We start from the raw sequence: 18,540 nt of genomic DNA, 5'->3' as shown, positions 1-18,540 counted from the left end.
CACTACGGGCCCAATCCGGGGTGCGGATTGGGCCGTAAGTGACCCCGCGTCGCTTTAGGGGCTAGCGGAAGTCGTTACCCAGGTCGTAGTCATCCAGCGGGATGGCGTGGAACTCAGGAGCTCCGTCGCCGCCCAGGGTGTCGTACGAGAAGTCACTGAACGCGCTGGGGCCGGTGAACAGGTTGGCCTTTGCTTCTTCAGTGGGCTCCACGGTGACCTCGGTGTAGCGCGGGAGGCCCGTGCCGGCCGGGATCAGCTTACCGATGATGACGTTCTCCTTGAGGCCGAGCAGGGGGTCGCTCTTGCCTTCCATGGCCGCCTGCGTCAGGACGCGGGTGGTCTCCTGGAAGGAAGCTGCGGACAGCCAGGACTCGGTGGCCAGGGACGCCTTGGTGATACCCATGAGCTCGGGACGTCCGGAAGCCGGAGTCTTGCCCTCGGACACAACGCGGCGGTTGGCCTCCTCGAAGCGGCTGCGCTCGGCAAGCTCGCCGGGCAGCAGGTCCGATTCGCCGGACTCGATGACCGTGACGCGGCGCAGCATCTGGCGGACGATAACCTCGACGTGCTTGTCGTGGATACCGATGCCCTGGCTGCGGTACACGCCCTGGACTTCGTCCACCAGGAACTTCTGTGCCGCACGCGGACCCATGATGCGCAGGACCTGCTTGGGATCGACCGGTCCGTTGATCAGCTTCTGGCCGACGGTGACGTGGTCGCCATCCTCGATCAGCAGGCGTGAACGGCGCAGGACCGGGTAGGCGATCTCTTCGGTTCCGTCATCGGGGGTGATGACCAGACGCATCTGCCGCTCGGACTCTTCGATGGTGATGCGGCCGGCTGCTTCTGCAATCGGTGCAACACCCTTCGGAGTACGGGCTTCGAAGAGCTCCTGGATACGGGGCAGACCCTGGGTGATGTCGTCACCACCGCTGGCGGAAACAGCACCACCGGTGTGGAACGTACGCATGGTCAGCTGGGTACCGGGCTCACCGATGGACTGTGCGGCGATGATGCCCACGGCCTCGCCGATGTCCACGGTCTTGCCGGTGGCCAGCGAACGGCCGTAGCACAGGGCGCAGGTACCAACGCTGGACTCACAAGTCAGTACGGAGCGGACCTTGACCTCGGTGATGCCGGCCTTGAACAGCTCGTCAATCACCACGTCACCGCAGTCGGTGCCGGCGGCTGCGAGGACCTTGCCCTCGGAGTCCACGACGTCGACGGCGAGCGTCCGTGCGTAGGCACTGTTCTCGACGTTCTCGTCCAGGACCAGCTCGCCGTTGGAATCGGCGACGGCGATGGGCGTGACCAGGCCACGCTCGGTGCCGCAGTCCTCTTCGCGGACGATGACGTCCTGCGAGACGTCCACCAGACGACGGGTCAGGTAACCCGAGTTGGCGGTACGCAGAGCGGTGTCAGCAAGACCCTTACGTGCACCGTGGGTGGCGATGAAGTATTCCAGCACCGACAGGCCCTCGCGGTAGGAGGACTTGATGGGACGCGGGATGATCTCACCCTTAGGGTTGGCCACCAGGCCACGGATACCCGCGATCTGGCGGACCTGCATCCAGTTACCACGTGCACCGGAGGACACCATGCGGTTGATGGTGTTCATCGGCGACAGGCTGTCACGCATCGCCTGGGCGATCTCGTTCGTTGCCTTGTTCCAGATCTCGATCAGTTCCTGGCGGCGCTCGTCGTCATCGATCAGGCCCTTGTCGTACTGGCCCTGGATCTTGGCGGCGCGCTCCTCGTAACCGGCGAGGATCTGCGGCTTTGCGGCCGGAACCTCGATGTCCGAGATGGCGACGGTGACGCCTGAGCGGGTGGCCCAGTAGAAACCGGCATCCTTCAGGTTGTCCAGCGTTGCCGCGGTGACAACCTTCGGGTAGCGCTCGGCGAGGTCGTTGACGATGCGGGACAGTTCGCCCTTGTCGGCAACAGCCTCAACCCAGGGGTAGTCCTCGGGGAGGGTCTCGTTGAAGAGAACCTGGCCCAGGGAGGTCTGGACGAGTGCGGGCTGACCCTGCTCCCAGCCTTCCGGAGCTTCCCAGCCGGCGTACGGCACGAAACCTTCCAGGCGGATCTTGACCTGCGAGTTCAAGTGCAGCTCGCGGGCGTCGAACGCCATGATGGCCTCGGCAACCGAACCGAAGATGCGGCCTTCGCCGGCCGAACCGACACGCTTGGTGGTCAGGTGGTACAGGCCGATGATCATATCCTGCGAAGGCAGGGTGACCGGGCGTCCGTCAGAGGGCTTCAGGATGTTGTTCGAGGACAGCATCAGGATGCGGGCCTCGGCCTGGGCCTCCGGGCTCAGCGGCAGGTGCACTGCCATCTGGTCGCCGTCGAAGTCAGCGTTGAAGGCGCCACACACCAGCGGGTGAAGCTGGATGGCCTTGCCTTCCACAAGCTGCGGTTCGAACGCCTGGATACCGAGGCGGTGCAGGGTAGGTGCACGGTTGAGCAGCACCGGGTGTTCGGTGATGATCTCTTCGAGCACGTCCCAGACCTGCGGACGGTAACGCTCCACCATGCGCTTGGCCGACTTGATGTTCTGGGCGTGGTTGAGGTCAACCAGGCGCTTCATCACGAACGGCTTGAAGAGCTCCAGCGCCATCTGCTTGGGCAGGCCGCACTGGTGCAGCTTCAGCTGCGGGCCGACGACGATGACCGAACGGCCGGAGTAGTCAACGCGCTTGCCGAGGAGGTTCTGGCGGAAACGGCCCTGCTTGCCCTTGAGCATGTCGCTCAGGGACTTCAGCGGACGGTTGCCCGGTCCGGTGACCGGACGGCCGCGGCGGCCGTTGTCGAAGAGGCTGTCAACAGCTTCCTGAAGCATGCGCTTCTCGTTGTTGACGATGATCTCCGGAGCACCCAGGTCAAGCAGGCGCTTGAGGCGGTTGTTGCGGTTGATCACGCGGCGGTAGAGGTCGTTGAGGTCGGAGGTCGCGAAGCGGCCACCGTCCAGCTGGACCATGGGGCGCAGTTCCGGCGGGATCACCGGAACGGCGTCAAGGACCATGCCAAGCGGGCTGTTGTTCGTGGTCAGGAACGCGTTGACCACCTTGAGGCGCTTGAGGGCACGGGTCTTGCGCTGGCCCTTGCCGTTGGCAATGATGTCGCGCAGCAGGTCGGACTCGGCCTGCATGTCGAAGCTTTCAAGGCGCTTCTTGATGGCTTCGGCACCCATGGAGCCTTCGAAGTACATGCCGTAGCGGTCGCGCAGCTCGCGGTACAGGCCTTCGTCACCTTCGAGGTCGGCGACCTTCAGGTTCTTGAAGCGGTCCCAGACCTGCTCGAGGCGCTCGATGTCGGCGTCGGCACGCTTGCGCACGTTCGCCATCTGGCGGTCGGCGGAGTCGCGGGCCTTCTTCTTGTCGGCAGCCTTGGCACCTTCACCCTCGAGGCGGGCAATCTCGCCTTCGAGGTCGCGGGCGATCGCCGCGATATCGGAGTCGCGGTTGTCGATCAGCTGCTTCTTCTCGATGTCGTGCTCAACCTGCAGGTTGGGCAGTTCCTCGTGGCGGGCGGCCTCGTCAACGCTGGTGATCATGTAGGCGGCGAAGTAGATGACCTTTTCGAGGTCCTTCGGTGCCAGGTCAAGGAGGTAGCCCAGACGGGACGGAACACCCTTGAAGTACCAGATGTGCGTGACGGGAGCGGCCAGCTCGATGTGGCCCATGCGCTCACGGCGGACCTTTGCGCGGGTGACCTCAACGCCACAACGCTCACAGATGATGCCCTTGAAGCGCACGCGCTTGTACTTGCCGCAGTAGCATTCCCAGTCCCGGGACGGGCCGAAGATCTTCTCGCAGAAGAGGCCGTCCTTCTCGGGCTTGAGCGTGCGGTAGTTGATGGTTTCCGGCTTCTTAACCTCGCCGTAAGACCAGCCGCGGATGTCTTCCGCGGTGGCGAGGCCGATCTGCATGAGGCCGAAGGAGGATTCGCTGGACATATGGTCCCTGTTCTCTCTTGTTCTCTAAATTCTGAAGTCTTGGTGCGGGGAGGAGGGAGGCAAGGTACGACGGCGGGCGGTCACCCGGCGTCGTACCTCACCTGCTAGACCTCTTCTACGGAACTGGGCTCTGCACGGGACAGATCGATACCCAGTTCCTCCGCAGCCGTGAAGACTGCGTCATCAGAGTCACGCATTTCAATTGTGGTTCCGTCCGTGGAGAGGACTTCCACGTTCAGGCACAGCGACTGCATTTCCTTGATCAAGACCTTGAAGGACTCGGGAACGCCCGGCTCGGGGATGTTCTCGCCCTTGACGATGGCTTCGTAGACCTTCACGCGGCCATGGATGTCATCGGACTTGATGGTGAGGAGTTCCTGGAGCGTGTAGGCGGCGCCGTAAGCTTCGAGCGCCCACACTTCCATTTCACCGAAGCGCTGGCCACCGAACTGTGCCTTACCACCCAGCGGCTGCTGCGTGATCATGGAGTACGGGCCGGTGGAGCGCGCGTGGATCTTGTCGTCCACCAGGTGGTGGAGCTTCAGGATGTACATGTAGCCGACCGAGATCGGATCCGGGAACGGCTCGCCGGAGCGGCCGTCGAACAGACGGGTCTTGCCGGAGGAGTTGATCAGGCGTTCGCCGTCGCGGGTCACGTTGGTGGAGTCCAGCAGGCCCGTGATTTCCTCTTCACGGGCGCCGTCGAACACCGGCGTTGCAACAGTGGTCTGGCCACTCTCGCGCGGCAGGTTCGGCAGCTGCTTGACCCACTCGGGCTCGCCTTCGATCTTCCAGCCGGTCTTGGCAACCCAGCCGAGGTGCGTTTCGAGCACCTGGCCCACGTTCATACGGCCCGGGACACCCAGCGGGTTCAGGACGATATCAACGGGGGTGCCGTCGGCAAGGAAGGGCATGTCCTCGATCGGGAGGATCTTGGAGATAACACCCTTGTTGCCGTGGCGGCCGGCGAGCTTGTCGCCGTCGGTGATCTTGCGCTTGGCAGCCACGTAGACGCGGACCAGCTGGTTCACGCCCGGGGGCAGTTCGTCGTCGTTGTCGCGGTCGAAGACGCGCACGCCGATGACGGTGCCGGACTCGCCGTGGGGCACCTTCAGGGAGGTGTCGCGGACTTCGCGGGACTTCTCGCCGAAGATGGCGCGCAGCAGGCGCTCTTCCGGGGTCAGTTCGGTTTCACCCTTCGGGGTGACCTTTCCGACCAGGATGTCCCCTGCTTCAACCTCGGCACCGATGTGGATGATGCCGCGCTCGTCCAGGCCTGCCAGGACTTCCTCGGACACGTTGGGGATGTCACGGGTGATTTCCTCGGCACCAAGCTTGGTGTCGCGGGCATCGATCTCGTGCTCCTCGATGTGGATGGAGGAAAGAACGTCCTCGGCAACAATGCGCTGCGAGAGGATAATGGCGTCCTCGAAGTTGTGGCCTTCCCATGACATGAATGCCACGAGCAGGTTCTTGCCGAGGGCGAGCTCGCCCTGGTCCGTTGCCGGGCCGTCGGCGATGATGCCGCCAACTTCCAGGCGCTGGCCTTCGTTCACCAGGACACGGTGGTTGTAGCAGTTGCCCTGGTTGGAGCGGGCGAACTTGTTGATGCGGTAGTTGGTCTCGGTGCCGTCGTCGTTGAGCATGATGACGAGCTCGGCGGAAACCTCGGTGACCACACCGGCCTTCTTCGCGATGACAACGTCACCGGCGTCGACGGCGGCGGCGCGCTCCATACCGGTGCCCACGAAGGGAGCCTCGGAACGGACCAGCGGCACGGCCTGGCGCTGCATGTTGGCACCCATGAGTGCGCGGTTGGCGTCATCGTGCTCGAGGAACGGGATCAGGGCGGTAGCCACGGACACCATCTGGCGCGGGGAAACGTCCATGAACTCGACGTCCTCGGCGGGAACGAGGACGGGCTCGCCTCCACCACCACGGGCACGGACCAGGACGGTGTCCTCGGCGAACTTCTTGTTCTCGTCCAGCGGCGCGTTGGCCTGGGCGATCAGCACCTCAGCCTCGTCGTCGGCCGTCAGGTACTGGACGTCGTCGGAAACGACGCCGTTCTTGACCAGGCGGTACGGGGTTTCGATGAAGCCGAACGGGTTGATGCGTCCGTAGGAGGCCAGCGAACCGATCAGGCCAATGTTCGGGCCTTCAGGGGTTTCGATGGGGCACATACGTCCGTAGTGGGACGGGTGCACGTCACGGACTTCCATGCCGGCGCGGTCACGGGACAGACCACCGGGGCCAAGCGCGGACAGGCGGCGCTTGTGGGTCAGGCCCGAGAGCGGGTTGTTCTGGTCCATAAACTGCGACAGCTGGGAGGTTCCGAAGAACTCCTTGATGGCTGCCACCACGGGGCGGATGTTGATCAGGGTCTGCGGCGTGATGGCCTCGACGTCCTGGGTGGTCATACGCTCGCGGACAACGCGCTCCATACGGGACAGGCCGGTGCGGACCTGGTTCTCGATGAGCTCGCCGACAGCGCGGATGCGGCGGTTGCCGAAGTGGTCGATATCGTCGATTTCGACGCGCAGGTCCACTTCCTGGCCATCGCGGGTGCCCTTGATGGTCTTCTCGCCGGCGTGCAGCGCAACGAGGAACTTGATCATGGCAACGATGTCTTCAACGTGCAGGACCGAAGCTTCCTTGTCGCCAAGGGAGCGGTCGATGCCAAGCTTGCGGTTGATCTTGTAACGGCCAACCTTGGCCAGATCGTAGCGCTTGGAGTTGAAGTACAGGTTGTCCAGCAGGGACTGGGCAGCCTCGACGGTGGGCGGCTCGCCCGGGCGCAGCTTCCGGTAGATGTCCAGCAACGCGTCTTCGCGGGTCTCGGTGGCGTCCTTCTCCAGGGTTGCCCGCATGGAGTCGTACTGGCCGAACTCTTCGAGGATCTGGCCTTCGGTCCAGCCGAGGGCCTTCAGCAGCACGGTGACGGACTGCTTGCGCTTGCGGTCGAGGCGAACGCCAACCTGGTCGCGCTTGTCGATCTCGAGCTCGAACCAGGCGCCGCGGGACGGGATGATCTTCGCGGTGAAGATGTCCTTGTCGCTGGTCTTGTCAGCGGCGCGCTCGAAGTAGGCGCCCGGGGAGCGGACCAGCTGGGAGACGACGACACGCTCGGTGCCGTTGACCACGAAGGTACCCTTCTCGGTCATCAGCGGGAAGTCGCCCATGAACACGGTCTGCTGCTTGATTTCGCCCGTGTTGTTGTTCATGAACTCGGCCTTGACGTACAGCGGAGCCGAGTACGTAGCGTCCCGGTCCTTGCATTCGGCCATGGTGTACTTGGGGTCAGCGAACTCCGGATCGGAGAAGCTCAGGGACATGGTGCCCTGGAAGTCCTCGATCGGGGAGATCTCTTCGAAGATGTCCGAGAGGCCGGACGTGGTGGCGACGCTGAGATCGTTTTCTTCGACAGCTTTGGCTACGCGTGCCTGCCAGCGTTCGTTCCCGACCAGCCAGTCGAAGCTGTCCGTCTGGAGGGCAAGCAGATTCGGAACGTCAAGAGGTTCGTGAATCTTTGCGAATGAGAGCCGGCGAGTGGCACCATCAGTGCTGTCGGCGGTGTTAGCGGTTTCGTTATTAGAGGTGCTCGAGGCGACCAAGAGGGATCCTTCCACAGACCTTCAGGCGTTTTCAGATCTCCCCCGCTGCACCCTGCGGAATGACTCCGCAGTGCTACCATCCGGTTCCGCTATATGACCCGGGGCCGGTGCCGATAATCCTGTGACGTTGTTGACGGCACGTTGATTGCCAGCTGCCAGGCGAAAGCCCACCGCTATATGAAGGCTGAAGGTAAACAGGGAAGACGCAAATATCTACGATACGGCAAAACAACCTACATGTCTACCCCACATCTTGTCCGATTGCAAGCACCGGTTTTCACGGCTGCCTCCGGCAGTGGCTTGCTAGAGACGCAGGGTGACGCCTTCGGCGGTGCAGGTCCCGGCGTTGGCGAACACGGCGTCCCGGACCGCGTCCTTGGACTCCTGGGCCGGGCCGCCGCCGGACTCAGCGGCTGCCGAATGGTCGATGGCGAGCAGGCTCAGCGATGCAAAGAGCCCCGCAAGGTCCTCGCTGACGGTGGCCTTGGCATCTTCGGCCTGCAGGTAGGTGTCCTCGAAGCCGTCGGCGTCCCCGGCAGGGACGGCCTGGTAGTGGGCGAAGAGGGAGTTGAAGAGCTCGCAGGCTGCCCTGGTTCCTCCTGCCGGCGCAGCCGTCGGCGTCGAAGCCCGTCCAGACGGAGCCACCGCCGTGGTGGCCATTGAAGCGGACGACGGCGGGCCTGGAGTGCCGCTTCCGTCGGCGGAATCGGGCGTGGAGACAGAACAGGCGGTGAGTCCGGCGATAGCGGCGGCCGCCAGGGCCAGGTATTTTCTCACTGCTGCTCCAACCATCCCGGGGCACGGACCTGCTGTCCCCTTTGCAAAACTGTCCGTCGTCCAGCCTATGCAGGACGCCGTCGTCGTGCACATCGCCCGGATGGGGGCCTCTCCCCTGCCGCCAGCTGCCCCTCGATGCCCTGCGCAGAACGCCAGCCTTCCCCGGAATGCTTGTGCCGGCCCGGGCGTTTGAATAGATGGGTGAGCAGCGTCACGGTAGCCTTGGTGGCCTACCACCGGAATCAGATCGGGAGAGATACACATGGGCAACTCCACGGACAACACTGACGTTGTCATCCTCGCAGCAGTACGCACACCGCAGGGCCGGATCAATGGGCAACTGGCGAGCTTTACCGCCGTCGACCTCGGGGCGCATGCCATCAAGGCAGCGCTCAAGGCCAGCGGCGTGGATGCCGGCCAGGTGGAGGCAGTCATCATGGGCCAGGTGCTTCAGGCCGGTGCCGGTCAGAATCCGGCGCGGCAAAGCTCCATTGGCGCCGGCATCGGCTGGAACGTTCCGGCCGTGACCGTGAACAAGGTCTGCCTTTCAGGGCTGACGGCCGTGATCGACGCCGCCCGGATGATCCGTGGCGGGGAGGCCTCCGTGGTGGTGGCCGGCGGACAGGAATCCATGACCCGGGCACCCCATCTGCTGCCGGGGTCCCGGCAGGGCTGGACGTACGGTTCCATCCAGGCCCTGGACGCGGCGGCCCACGACGGATTGACCGATGCGTTCGACGGCCAGTCCATGGGCTTGTCCACCGAAACCCGCAACCTCACGCTCGGCATCGACAGGACCTCCCAGGACAACGTGGCCGCACAGTCCCACCAGCGGGCCGCACTGGCAGCCAAGAACGGAACGTTCGACGACGAAATCGCGCCCATCAGCGTCAAGCAACGCAAGGGGGATGCACTGGTGGTCTCCACCGACGAGGGCGTCCGCCCCAACACCTCGGTGGAATCGCTGGCCGGGCTCCGCGCAGCCTTCGTCACCGACGGCACCATTACCGCGGGCAATTCCTCTCCCCTGTCAGACGGTGCTGCGGCCCTGGTCCTCTCTTCCCGGGCCTATGCGGAAGAACACGGGCTGGAATACCTGGCGGTTGTGGGCAAGCCCGGGCAGGTTGCGGGGCCGGACAATTCACTGCACTCCCAGCCGTCCAACGCCATCCAGAACGCTTTGGGGCGTGCGGGTTGGAGCACGTCGGAGCTGGACTTCATCGAAATCAACGAAGCATTCGGCTCCGTGGCGGTCCAGTCACTGAAGGACCTGGACTATCCCCTGGAGCAGTGCAACATCCATGGCGGGGCCATCGCCCTGGGCCACCCCATCGGAGCATCCGGCGCGCGCCTGGCAGGCCATGCCGCACACGAACTCAAGCGCCGAGGAAAGGGTAAGGCCGCGGTGTCACTGTGTGGCGGCGGCGGGCAGGGCGAAGCGCTCCTGCTGTATCGCGACTGATGGGCGACGCAGCACCCGGCGCCGGGAGGGACAGGTTCCTTGCCGACGCCGAGGCCCGCGGCCTGCAGGTCGAGGTTGTGGAAAGGCCCGCCGCCAAAAGCCTGGAGGAGGCAGCAGGCATCCTGGGGATCCCGCCGTCGGACATTGTGAAATCCCTGGTGGTCAAGCACAAGGACGGCTCGTTCCTGTTCGCCCTGATTCCGGGCGACCGCCAAATTTCCTGGCCCAAGCTCCGTACCCTCGTGGGCGTCAACAAGCTCTCCCTGCCTCCGGCTGATGTGGCGCTGGACGCCACCGGCTACGAACGCGGCACCATCACCCCGCTGGGCAGCACCAACAGCTGGCCGGTCTATGCGGACGCCACCATCACCGGCCGGAGGATCTCGATGGGTGCCGGAGCCCACGGCTACAGCGCTTTTGTAGACGCGGACGCCCTCACCGGTGCGCTCGGCGCCGTCGTGGCGGATATCAGCGACCCCGCCTGACCTGCCGCCGGGGAACGCAAAAGCCCCGCCCACAAACGTGGACGGGGCTTTTGCAGGAAAAGGCGTTGTTACTTGAGGGTAACGGTGGCGCCTGCAGCCTCGAGCTGCTCCTTGGCCTTCTCGGCAGCTTCCTTCGTTGCACCTTCGAGGACAGCCTTGGGAGCACTGTCAACCAGGTCCTTGGCTTCCTTCAGGCCCAGGGAAGTGATGGCGCGAACTTCCTTGATCACTGCGATCTTCTTGTCGCCGGCAGCTTCGAGGACGACGTCGAAGTCAGTCTTCTCTTCAACCTCTTCAGCAGCAGCACCGGCGGGGCCGGCAACAGCTACAGCAGCAGCGGTAACTTCGAAGGTCTCTTCGAAGAGCTTGACGAACTCGGAGAGCTCGATGATGGTCAGTTCCTTGAAAGCTTCAATGAGCTCTTCGTTGGTGAGCTTCGCCATGGTAGGCGTCCTTCCTGTTGTGGTGTCGGCGCGGCACGAAGCGTTGCGTTACACCGGAGTCTGGTGGGGTAAAGAGAATTAGTTCTCTTCGGCAGCCGGAGCTTCGGCCGGAGCCTCTGCTTCAGCGGCGGGGGCTTCTTCAGCAGCAGGCGCTTCGGCAGCTGCCGGTGCACCGTTCTCTTCTTCAAGCTTGAGGCGCAGTGCGTCAATGATGCGTGCAGCGGCGGCGGCAGGTGCCTTGAGGACACCGGCAACCTTGGCGAGCTGCAGCTCACGGGACTCGAGGGCTGCCAGTTCGGCAACCTCGCTGGCGTTCAGTGCCTTGCCCTCGAAGTAACCGGTCTTGATGACCAGCTGCTTGTTGGTCTTGGCAAAATCCGTCAGGCTCTTGGCAGCGGCAACTGCGTCACCCTTGATGAACGCGATTGCAGTGGGGCCGGCAAGCTGGCCGTCGAATGCTTCGACGCCGGCTTCCTTGGCTGCAATGGCGGTCAGGGTGTTCTTGACGACCGCGAACTTGGTGTCCTGGCCGAGAGAAACACGCAGCTGCTTGAGCTGTGCAACGGTGAGCCCGCGGTATTCGGTCAGGACAGCCGCGTTCGATTCCTTGAAATCGTTAGTGATCTCAGCTACTGCTGAAACCTTGGTAGGCGTTGCCATAACCCTCCTTCCGGGGATAGTGCCGGTATGCGACGGTCCCCGCTCAAAAGAGCTAAAACTAAAAACGCCCCGCGCAGATGCACGGGGCTTGGCTCAACACAGATCAGTCCATGGAGCTTTGCTTCGTTCACCTGCGCCGGCCGCCCTGCGTTGAGGGTCCTTCGTCCAGAAACCCACTGCATCTCCCGCGCACAACACAGAGTTGAGTCATGCTCGAGAGAGTGGATTTCCAACAACCGACGGTCTTTGGTCATCCCAGTCTACGGGAGAGCCACGGAGACCGCCAAATCGAAGCCTTAGCTGGTGCTGGTGTGCAGGTGCGGGAGCTCCTTCTGCCAGATCCCTGTGACTCCTGCTGTCTGGAAGCCCAGTTGTTTGTTCACGGTCAGGAGGTAACGGTTTTCCGGGGCGTTCCAGGTGTAGATGACGCGCGCGTCCGGGAACTGCTCGGTAAGCCGCTCCATGTTGGCCACCTTGATCAGCAGGCCAAGCTTGTTGCCGCGGTGTTCCTGCAGGACCAGGGTGTCGTCCTGGAAGACGACGTCGGCGCGGTGCGCCAGGACAGTGATGGTGGTCAGACCCACCAGGGACCCGGTGGCGAGGTGTTCGACGGCAGTGACCACGGTCCGCCTGCCCTGGGCAATGGCGACTTCTTCGGCCTCCCGGAGGATGGCGCCGTCGAACACCATCTCCTGCTCAACGGGCGCATCCAAGGCGGGATCGACGTCGGCCCCGGCCAGGTTCTCCAAGGCCGCGACGGCCTCCAGCCACTGCTCCGGGCAGCGGTCCGTCCAGTGGTGCAGCCGGTACCGCCCGTTGTTGGCCTCATCCGCTTCCGCCTGCAGGTCGGCCACAAGCTTGCTGTCCAGCGGCAACGCGCAGGAGCTGAACTGTTCGATGTGCTGCAGCGTGTAACCGGTGCGCTGGGCGAACTCCACTTCGCGGCTTTCGAGCGGCACAAAGCCCTGCCCCGTGCCGGGGACCAGCTGGGCGCGTTCAAATTCATGCAGGGAAGCGCCCGGATGGTTGGTGTCCACCAGGATCATGGTGCGGCCCTCCTCGCGGGCCAGCTGTTCCGCTGCCTGCAGCAGCCTCCGCCCCACTCCCTGGCGCTGGAACTCGGGGAGGATGTCGAGGGTGAACTCCGCCAGGTCCAGGTTGTCAGCGAGGGGCAGGGCAATATCGACAGTGCCCACTATCTCCCCGTCCACCTTGGCCACGAGAATGAGCTGCCGCTCGTAAGGGTCCTGGAACTCAAGCAGCTTCTCCAGGGGGCCGTAGGCGAGGTCATCGCTCCCCCAGGTCTGCATGCGGACTTTCCGGCCTACCTCGACGGCGGCCAGGAAGTCAGCTGCGTCCGGCGCGTCCAGTGAGTCGGGAATCCAAAGCTGCTCGATCTTTACGTCTCTTGCCATAGGCGCATCATCCCAGCCGTTTCTGCCACTCGCCTTCATAACCTGCAGGTTTGAATCCAAGTGCGATATTTATGGCCAGCATATGTTGGTTTTCGTTGGCATTCCATGTCAGGACCGAACTCGCCGCTGGCCATCTCGCTTGTGCCCGCCGCAGGTTTGCTATTTTGACGAGCATGCCCAGGCGCCGGCCACGGTGTTCCTCCGTCACCAGGGTGTCCTGCTGGGCAACGGATTCCGGGACCCCGGGGCGCCAGTTCAGGACCGTGTAGGCCACCAGTTCCCCCGTGGTCCGGTGCACCGCAGCTGTGACGGCGGACTGGACACCGCCGCGCAGGAGCGTCTGTTCCTCCTCATGGACCCTTGCCGTGTCCCAGTCCTCGCGTTCCCAGTCCAGTCCTGCGATGGGAACATCGGTGCTCATGGTTGCCTTGAGCCGGGCATAGGCCTGCACCAGGTCCTCCGGGCAGGTGTCATCCCAACCGGTCAAGGTGTATTCCCCGGCCTTTGGTGCGGCCCCGGCTTCCAACAGGTCCAGCACGTCCTCCGGCACGGGCAACTCCAGGCGGCTGGAGCGTTCCACCTGCTCCAGTTCATAACCGGCGGCAACAGCGAAGGCCACGGCCGGATCATTCACCGGCAGGCCGCCCGCCCCTGATTTGGCCGGCAGCAGGGAGCCGCCTTCCGTCCGGTCCAGGGGCACTTCGTGGTAGGCGTCCAGTGAGGTTCTGCCGCGTGCCCTGGCAACGCCTTCGGCGTGGGCCAGGAGAGCACGGCCAAGGCCTTGGCGGCGATGGGCGGGGGCGATGAGGACGTCAATTCCGGCGGTGTGGGTGTTCTCGCGCAACGGCAGCGTCACCGAGCATAGGCCCACGGGTTCAGTTCCAAGCCGGGCCAGGTAGAGGTGGCGTTCCTCGTAGTCGTTGCCACGCCAGTACTCCATTGCCTCGGGCAAGGTGGGGCAGCGGTCAAGGTTGCCCCACAGGGCCAGTTCATGGGCCACCCGCAGGCTGTGACACGCCTGGAATGCGGCACTGAGTTGGGCTCCCCCGTGTTCAGGCCCGGCAGCCGGCGGCACCTCGACGGCGGTTATGGTCAGTACTGCGTTTTCTGCTGCGGATGGTTCCGGATCCGGTGCGGCCATTTCCATAGCTTAGGCGTCGGACGTGCCCGTCCGGAGAGGTTCCCGCGGGCAACATGGAACCGCCAGTTAAACAAGAACCGCCCGGCAAGCGCCGGGCGGTTCTTGTTTGCTGCGGAAATTCGCGGCAGGAGCTTCAGACGAGGATTTAGGCCTCGGTCAGAACCTTGGTGACGTTGGGGTCAACGGAGATGCCGGGACCGAACGTGGTAGCAACCGTGGCCTTCTGGATGTAGCGGCCCTTGGAAGCGGACGGCTTCAGGCGAAGCACCTCTTCCAGAGCTGCTGCGTAGTTCTCGGCCAGCTTGATGGCGTCGAAGGACACCTTGCCGATGATGAAGTGCAGGTTGGAGTGCTTGTCGACGCGGAAGTCGATCTTTCCACCCTTGATGTCGTTGACGGCCTTGGTGACATCGGGGGTCACGGTGCCCGTCTTCGGGTTCGGCATCAGGTTACGCGGACCCAGGACCTTACCGAGGCGGCCAACCTTGCCCATGAGGTCAGGGGTGGCGACGGCGGCGTCGAAGTCGGTCCAGCCGCCGGCGATCTTTTCGATCAGGTCATCGGAACCAACGAAGTCGGCGCCGGCAGCGATTGCTGCCTCAGCCTTGTCACCCGTGGCGAAAACCAGGACGCGGGCAGTCTTACCGGTGCCGTGGGGCAGGTTGACCGTGCCGCGGACCATCTGGTCAGCCTTGCGGGGGTCCACGCCGAGGCGGAATGCAACCTCAACGGTGGCGTCGAACTTGGACGGGTTGGTGTCCTTGGCCAGCGTCACTGCCTCGAACGGTGCGTAGAACTTCTCGCCGTCGATCTTGGCGGCTGCTGCCTCATATGCTTTGCTGCGCTTTGCCATGCTGCTTGTTTCTCCTTGTGCAGTTGTGGTCTGCGGACCGCGCTGGGCCCTGCCACAGTTGGTGCTCCGACCCGTTATCCGTGCCGGATGTCCAACATTTCAGTTTTGATGGTGCCGGTGTCCCGGCGGTGCCGGTGTCCCGGCGGTGCCGCCCGTCGTCGTGATGGGTTTCCCGAGCCCGGTTCAGAGGCGGCGGGTGCGACTAACCCTCGACAGTGATGCCCATGGAGCGGGCGGTGCCGGCGATGATCTTCGCTGCGCCTTCGAGGCTGGTGGCGTTGAGGTCTTCCATCTTGGTGGAGGCGATCTCGTTGACCTGGGCCTGGGTCAGCTTGGCAACCTTGACGGTGTGCGGGGTAGCTGAACCCTTGGCGACGCCTGCAGCCTTCTTGATGAGCTCTGCAGCCGGCGGGGTCTTGGTGATGAACGTGAAGGAACGGTCCTCGTAGACCGTGATTTCCACGGGGATGACGTTTCCGCGCTGGGCTTCCGTCGCAGCGTTGTACGCCTTGCAGAATTCCATGATGTTGACACCGTGCTGGCCAAGCGCAGGACCGATCGGCGGAGCCGGGTTAGCGGCACCTGCCTGGATCTGCAGCTTGATGAGGCCGGTGACCTTCTTCTTGGGAGCCAATGTAGGGTCCTTCTCTCAATAACGTCCTGGGACACAGGAGCGTGCCTCAGGTTTTTGGCCGCCATGGCGAGGCGGCCGGCCGTTCCGGTGCTGCTAAGCAGGCAGCGCCGGGACGAATTCTCGGGAAATCAGATCTTGGTGACCTGGTTGAACGCCAGGGTGACAGGCGTTTCGCGCTCGAAGATGGAAACCAGCACCACGAGGGTCTGGGATTCGACCTTGATCTCGGAGATGGTGGCGGGAAGGGTCTCGAAGGGACCTTCCTTGACGATGACGGACTCGCCAACTTCGAAGTCCACGTCCACGGGGGCCTGGTTCTGCTTGTTGACCGGCTTGCCCTTCTCGGCCTGCTCTTCTTCGAAGACCGGGGCGAGCATGGAGAAGACCTCGTCCAGGCGCAGCGGAACCGGGTTGTGGGCGTTGCCCACGAAGCCGGTGACACCGGGGGTGTGCCGGACGGCGCCCCAGGAGGCGTCCGTCAGGTCCATGCGGACCAGGACGTAGCCGGGGATACGGACGCGGTTGATGACCTTGCGCTGGGCGTTCTTGATCTCAACGACTTCTTCCATGGGCACCTGGATTTCGAAGATGTAATCTTCCATGTCCAGGGTCTGGATGCGGGTCTCCAGGTTGGCCTTCACGCGGTTTTCGTACCCGGCGTAGGAGTGGATGACATACCAGTCACCCTCCTGGCGGCGAAGCTTGGCCTTGAACTCCTCGGCGGGGTCAACATCGGCCTTGGCTGCGGCGGCGGCGAGGGCGTCGGCGGACTCTTCCCCGGAGCCGGCCTCGTCCTCGGACTCTGCGTCAAAGTCATCAGAGTCGGCGTCATCGTCGGAATCGGCGTCGTTGGCTTCGGGCGCGGAGGAATCAACCTCAGACTCGTCACCGGCTTCTGCCGTGATGTCCGCGGACTCTTCCAGCTCAGTCTCGGTTACCTCGAGCTCCTGCTCAGACACTTGGTCTCCTGCTTCCTCATTGCCTAACATGCCTATTTAAATGGCTCAATTCCGCACACCGGTGTTCCCTCCGGTTTTCCCGGACGGAACACGCAGCTGCGGATGGTTCAGCCTTAGCTGTCCCCGGGGCCGGTTCCGGCGAAGACCCACTGAACAACAGTTCCAAAACCGATATCCAGCAGGCTGACGATGACCATCATGATGGCCACGAACACCAGCACCACGAGCGTGTAATTGACCAGTTCCTTGCGGGTTGGTGCAACAACCTTCTTCAGTTCGCCGATGATCTGGCGGACAAAGAGTGCAATGCGGGCGAAGAAGCTTGCCTTGGCGTCCTTCTTAGCTGGGCGGCCCTTGGAGCTGCTGGCAGCTGTTTCGGTCACCTGGTCCTCGCTCATCTTTGCAATGTTGGATTACCCGGCCCTGATCAGAACCATGGTTGCTGCGCTTGCCCCGGGCTTTTCGCCCGGGACAGCTTGCGCAGGGCAGACAGGACTCGAACCTGCAACCTGCGGTTTTGGAGACCGCTGCGCTACCAATTGCGCCACTACCCTATGGAGTGAATCCCACCCTGACCACAACGAACCGCCAGCTTGTACTGGGGCGCACGTCATCATCCGTGTTTTCAACACCGGTGAACCAGTCTACGCAACAACTTCGCGTTCGTCGAACCGGCCCGTTTCCGGCCCTTCCCGGCGCCTTTGCTGAAGCTGGCTGCAAGGCAGTCACATTCAAAACCGGCAACCCGGAGGGTCCGCTGAACAGCATAGAGTAGAACTCGTCGAATCCCACATTCCAGCCTCCGGGCTGCAAGCGAAGAACGGACCTGCCATGTCTGCCGCCCGCGTTTCCAAGCGCATATCTGCAATTGCCGAATCCGCCACCCTTGCTGTTGATGCCAAGGCGAAGGCGCTGAAGGCAGCAGGCCGGCCGGTTATTGGATTCGGCGCCGGCGAACCCGACTTCCCCACCCCGGACTACATCGTCCAGGCCGCCATCGAAGCGGCGGGCCAGCCGAAGTACCACCGCTACTCCCCTGCCGGCGGGCTGCCAGAGCTGAAGAAGGCCATTGCCGAGAAGACCCTGCGCGACTCAGGCTACGCCGTCGACCCTTCCCAGGTCTTGGTGACCAACGGCGGCAAGCAGGCCGTCTACAACACCTTCGCCACGCTGGTGGATCCGGGTGATGAGGTCATCGTCCCCACCCCGTTCTGGACTACCTACCCGGAAGCAATCCGGCTCGCCGGCGGTGTGCCGGTTGAGGTTTTCGCCGGCCCCGAGCAGGACTACCTGGTGACCGTCGAGCAGCTTGAGGCCGCGGTCACCGACAAAACGAAGATCCTGCTGTTCGTCTCGCCGTCCAACCCCACCGGCTCGGTCTACTTGCCGGAGCAGGTGGCGGAGATCGGCAAGTGGGCCGCCGCCAAGGGCCTTTGGGTTGTCACGGACGAGATCTACGAGCACCTGACCTACGACGGCGTTCCCTTCACCTCCATCGCCACCGCCGCCCCGGAACTGGGCGACAAGGTGGTCATCCTGAACGGTGTGGCCAAGACCTACGCCATGACCGGCTGGCGCGTGGGCTGGATGATCGGCCCGGCGGACGTCATCAAGGCCGCCACAAACCTCCAGTCACACGCCACGTCCAATGTTTCGAACATCATGCAGATCGCCGCCCTCGCGGCCGTGTCCGGACCGCTGACCGCCGTCGACGAGATGAAGGTGGCCTTCGACCGCCGCCGCAAGGCCATCGTCGCCGGGCTCAACGCCATCGAAGGCGTGGAATGCCCGACGCCGACGGGTGCCTTCTACGTGTACGCGGACGTCCGCGCGCTGCTCGGTAAGGAATTCCCGACGGCGTCCGGCACCTCCACGCCGCAGACCTCCGCCGAACTGGCTGCCTTGATACTGGATGAGGTTGAGGTGGCAATAGTTCCGGGTGAGGCGTTCGGGCCCTCGGGCTACCTCCGCCTTTCCTACGCCTTGGGAGACGAAGACCTCTCTACCGGCGTGCAGCGGCTGCAGGACTTCCTGGGCAAAGCCCAGTAGGACGCCCTCTCACTTAACGCTGGAAAAACCGGAACGCTCTATCACTCTCTTCAGGAGAGTGATAGAGCGTTCCGGTTTAAGGCACAT

Annotated in this window: 14 protein-coding genes and 1 tRNA gene; 3 read left to right on the top strand and 12 right to left on the bottom strand. The window is 63.6% G+C overall.

The features are described from left to right. Positions 1-61: 61 nt before the first annotated feature. The 3 genes from BMX78_RS00290 to BMX78_RS00280 all read right to left on the bottom strand — a co-directional run bounded on the left by BMX78_RS00290 (position 62) and on the right by BMX78_RS00280 (position 8,352). Positions 62-3,961: a DNA-directed RNA polymerase subunit beta' gene (locus BMX78_RS00290; RefSeq protein WP_091415054.1), complete on the bottom strand. Its 3,900-nt coding sequence runs from the start codon at positions 3,959-3,961 to the stop codon at positions 62-64. Between the two features lie 104 nt (positions 3,962-4,065). Beyond that, positions 4,066-7,575 (bottom strand): DNA-directed RNA polymerase subunit beta, encoded by a 3,510-nt coding sequence (gene rpoB / locus BMX78_RS00285; protein ID WP_091415051.1) that lies wholly within the window; start codon positions 7,573-7,575, stop codon positions 4,066-4,068. Positions 7,576-7,878: 303 nt separating this feature from the next. Beyond that, a complete protein-coding gene (locus tag BMX78_RS00280; RefSeq protein ID WP_286138731.1) occupies positions 7,879-8,352 on the bottom strand; it encodes a hypothetical protein in 474 nt (157 codons plus the stop codon). A 262-nt stretch (positions 8,353-8,614) separates the two neighbouring features. Between BMX78_RS00280 and BMX78_RS00275 the strand changes: the two genes are divergently transcribed. Continuing rightward, positions 8,615-9,814, top strand: a complete 1,200-nt coding sequence (locus tag BMX78_RS00275) for an acetyl-CoA C-acetyltransferase (RefSeq protein ID WP_091415046.1) — start codon at positions 8,615-8,617, stop codon at positions 9,812-9,814. After that, the gene (locus tag BMX78_RS00270) at positions 9,814-10,299 is read left to right on the top strand and encodes an aminoacyl-tRNA deacylase (RefSeq protein ID WP_091415044.1); all 486 of its coding nucleotides are present in this window, start codon (positions 9,814-9,816) and stop codon (positions 10,297-10,299) included. Before BMX78_RS00275 ends, BMX78_RS00270 begins: the two co-directional genes overlap by 1 nt. A 68-nt stretch (positions 10,300-10,367) precedes the next feature. Here the strand turns inward: BMX78_RS00270 and rplL are convergent, their stop codons facing one another. The 9 genes from rplL to BMX78_RS00225 form a co-directional block, all read right to left on the bottom strand. Continuing rightward, complete coding sequence (rplL, locus tag BMX78_RS00265; RefSeq protein WP_066277893.1) at positions 10,368-10,742, bottom strand: 50S ribosomal protein L7/L12; 375 nt, start codon at positions 10,740-10,742, stop codon at positions 10,368-10,370. Positions 10,743-10,820: 78 nt separating this feature from the next. Then, a complete protein-coding gene (gene rplJ, locus BMX78_RS00260) occupies positions 10,821-11,402 on the bottom strand; it encodes a 50S ribosomal protein L10 (RefSeq protein WP_079596662.1) in 582 nt (193 codons plus the stop codon). Between the two features lie 296 nt (positions 11,403-11,698). Then, complete coding sequence (locus tag BMX78_RS00255) at positions 11,699-12,817, bottom strand: GNAT family N-acetyltransferase (RefSeq protein ID WP_091415041.1); 1,119 nt, start codon at positions 12,815-12,817, stop codon at positions 11,699-11,701. Positions 12,818-12,824: 7 nt separating this feature from the next. After that, a complete protein-coding gene (locus tag BMX78_RS00250; RefSeq protein WP_091415040.1) occupies positions 12,825-13,958 on the bottom strand; it encodes a GNAT family N-acetyltransferase in 1,134 nt (377 codons plus the stop codon). 145 nt (positions 13,959-14,103) lie between these two features. Beyond that, entirely contained in the window at positions 14,104-14,811 is a 708-nt protein-coding gene (gene rplA, locus BMX78_RS00245) for a 50S ribosomal protein L1 (RefSeq protein ID WP_091415037.1), read from the bottom strand. Positions 14,812-15,013: 202 nt separating this feature from the next. Further along, entirely contained in the window at positions 15,014-15,445 is a 432-nt protein-coding gene (gene rplK, locus BMX78_RS00240; RefSeq protein ID WP_003803853.1) for a 50S ribosomal protein L11, read from the bottom strand. 128 nt (positions 15,446-15,573) lie between these two features. After that, positions 15,574-16,404 (bottom strand): transcription termination/antitermination protein NusG, encoded by an 831-nt coding sequence (gene nusG, locus BMX78_RS00235; protein ID WP_091415034.1) that lies wholly within the window; start codon positions 16,402-16,404, stop codon positions 15,574-15,576. 113 nt (positions 16,405-16,517) lie between these two features. After that, on the bottom strand, positions 16,518-16,802 hold the full coding sequence (gene secE / locus BMX78_RS00230; RefSeq protein ID WP_091415032.1) for a preprotein translocase subunit SecE: 285 nt from the start codon (positions 16,800-16,802) through the stop codon (positions 16,518-16,520). Positions 16,803-16,885: 83 nt separating this feature from the next. Next, positions 16,886-16,958, bottom strand: a tRNA-Trp gene (locus tag BMX78_RS00225). Positions 16,959-17,235: 277 nt separating this feature from the next. On the opposite strand from BMX78_RS00225, the gene BMX78_RS00220 reads away from it, so the two are divergent. Continuing rightward, the gene (locus tag BMX78_RS00220; protein ID WP_091415030.1) at positions 17,236-18,453 is read left to right on the top strand and encodes a pyridoxal phosphate-dependent aminotransferase; all 1,218 of its coding nucleotides are present in this window, start codon (positions 17,236-17,238) and stop codon (positions 18,451-18,453) included. The last annotated feature ends 87 nt before the right edge of the window (positions 18,454-18,540 follow it).

Origin of the sequence: Arthrobacter sp. OV608 (assembly GCA_900110595.1) — a bacterium.
Lineage (GTDB): Bacteria > Actinomycetota > Actinomycetes > Actinomycetales > Micrococcaceae > Arthrobacter.
Note: the sequence above shows the minus strand (reverse complement) of the source record. Positions and strands in the feature narration are given on the sequence as shown.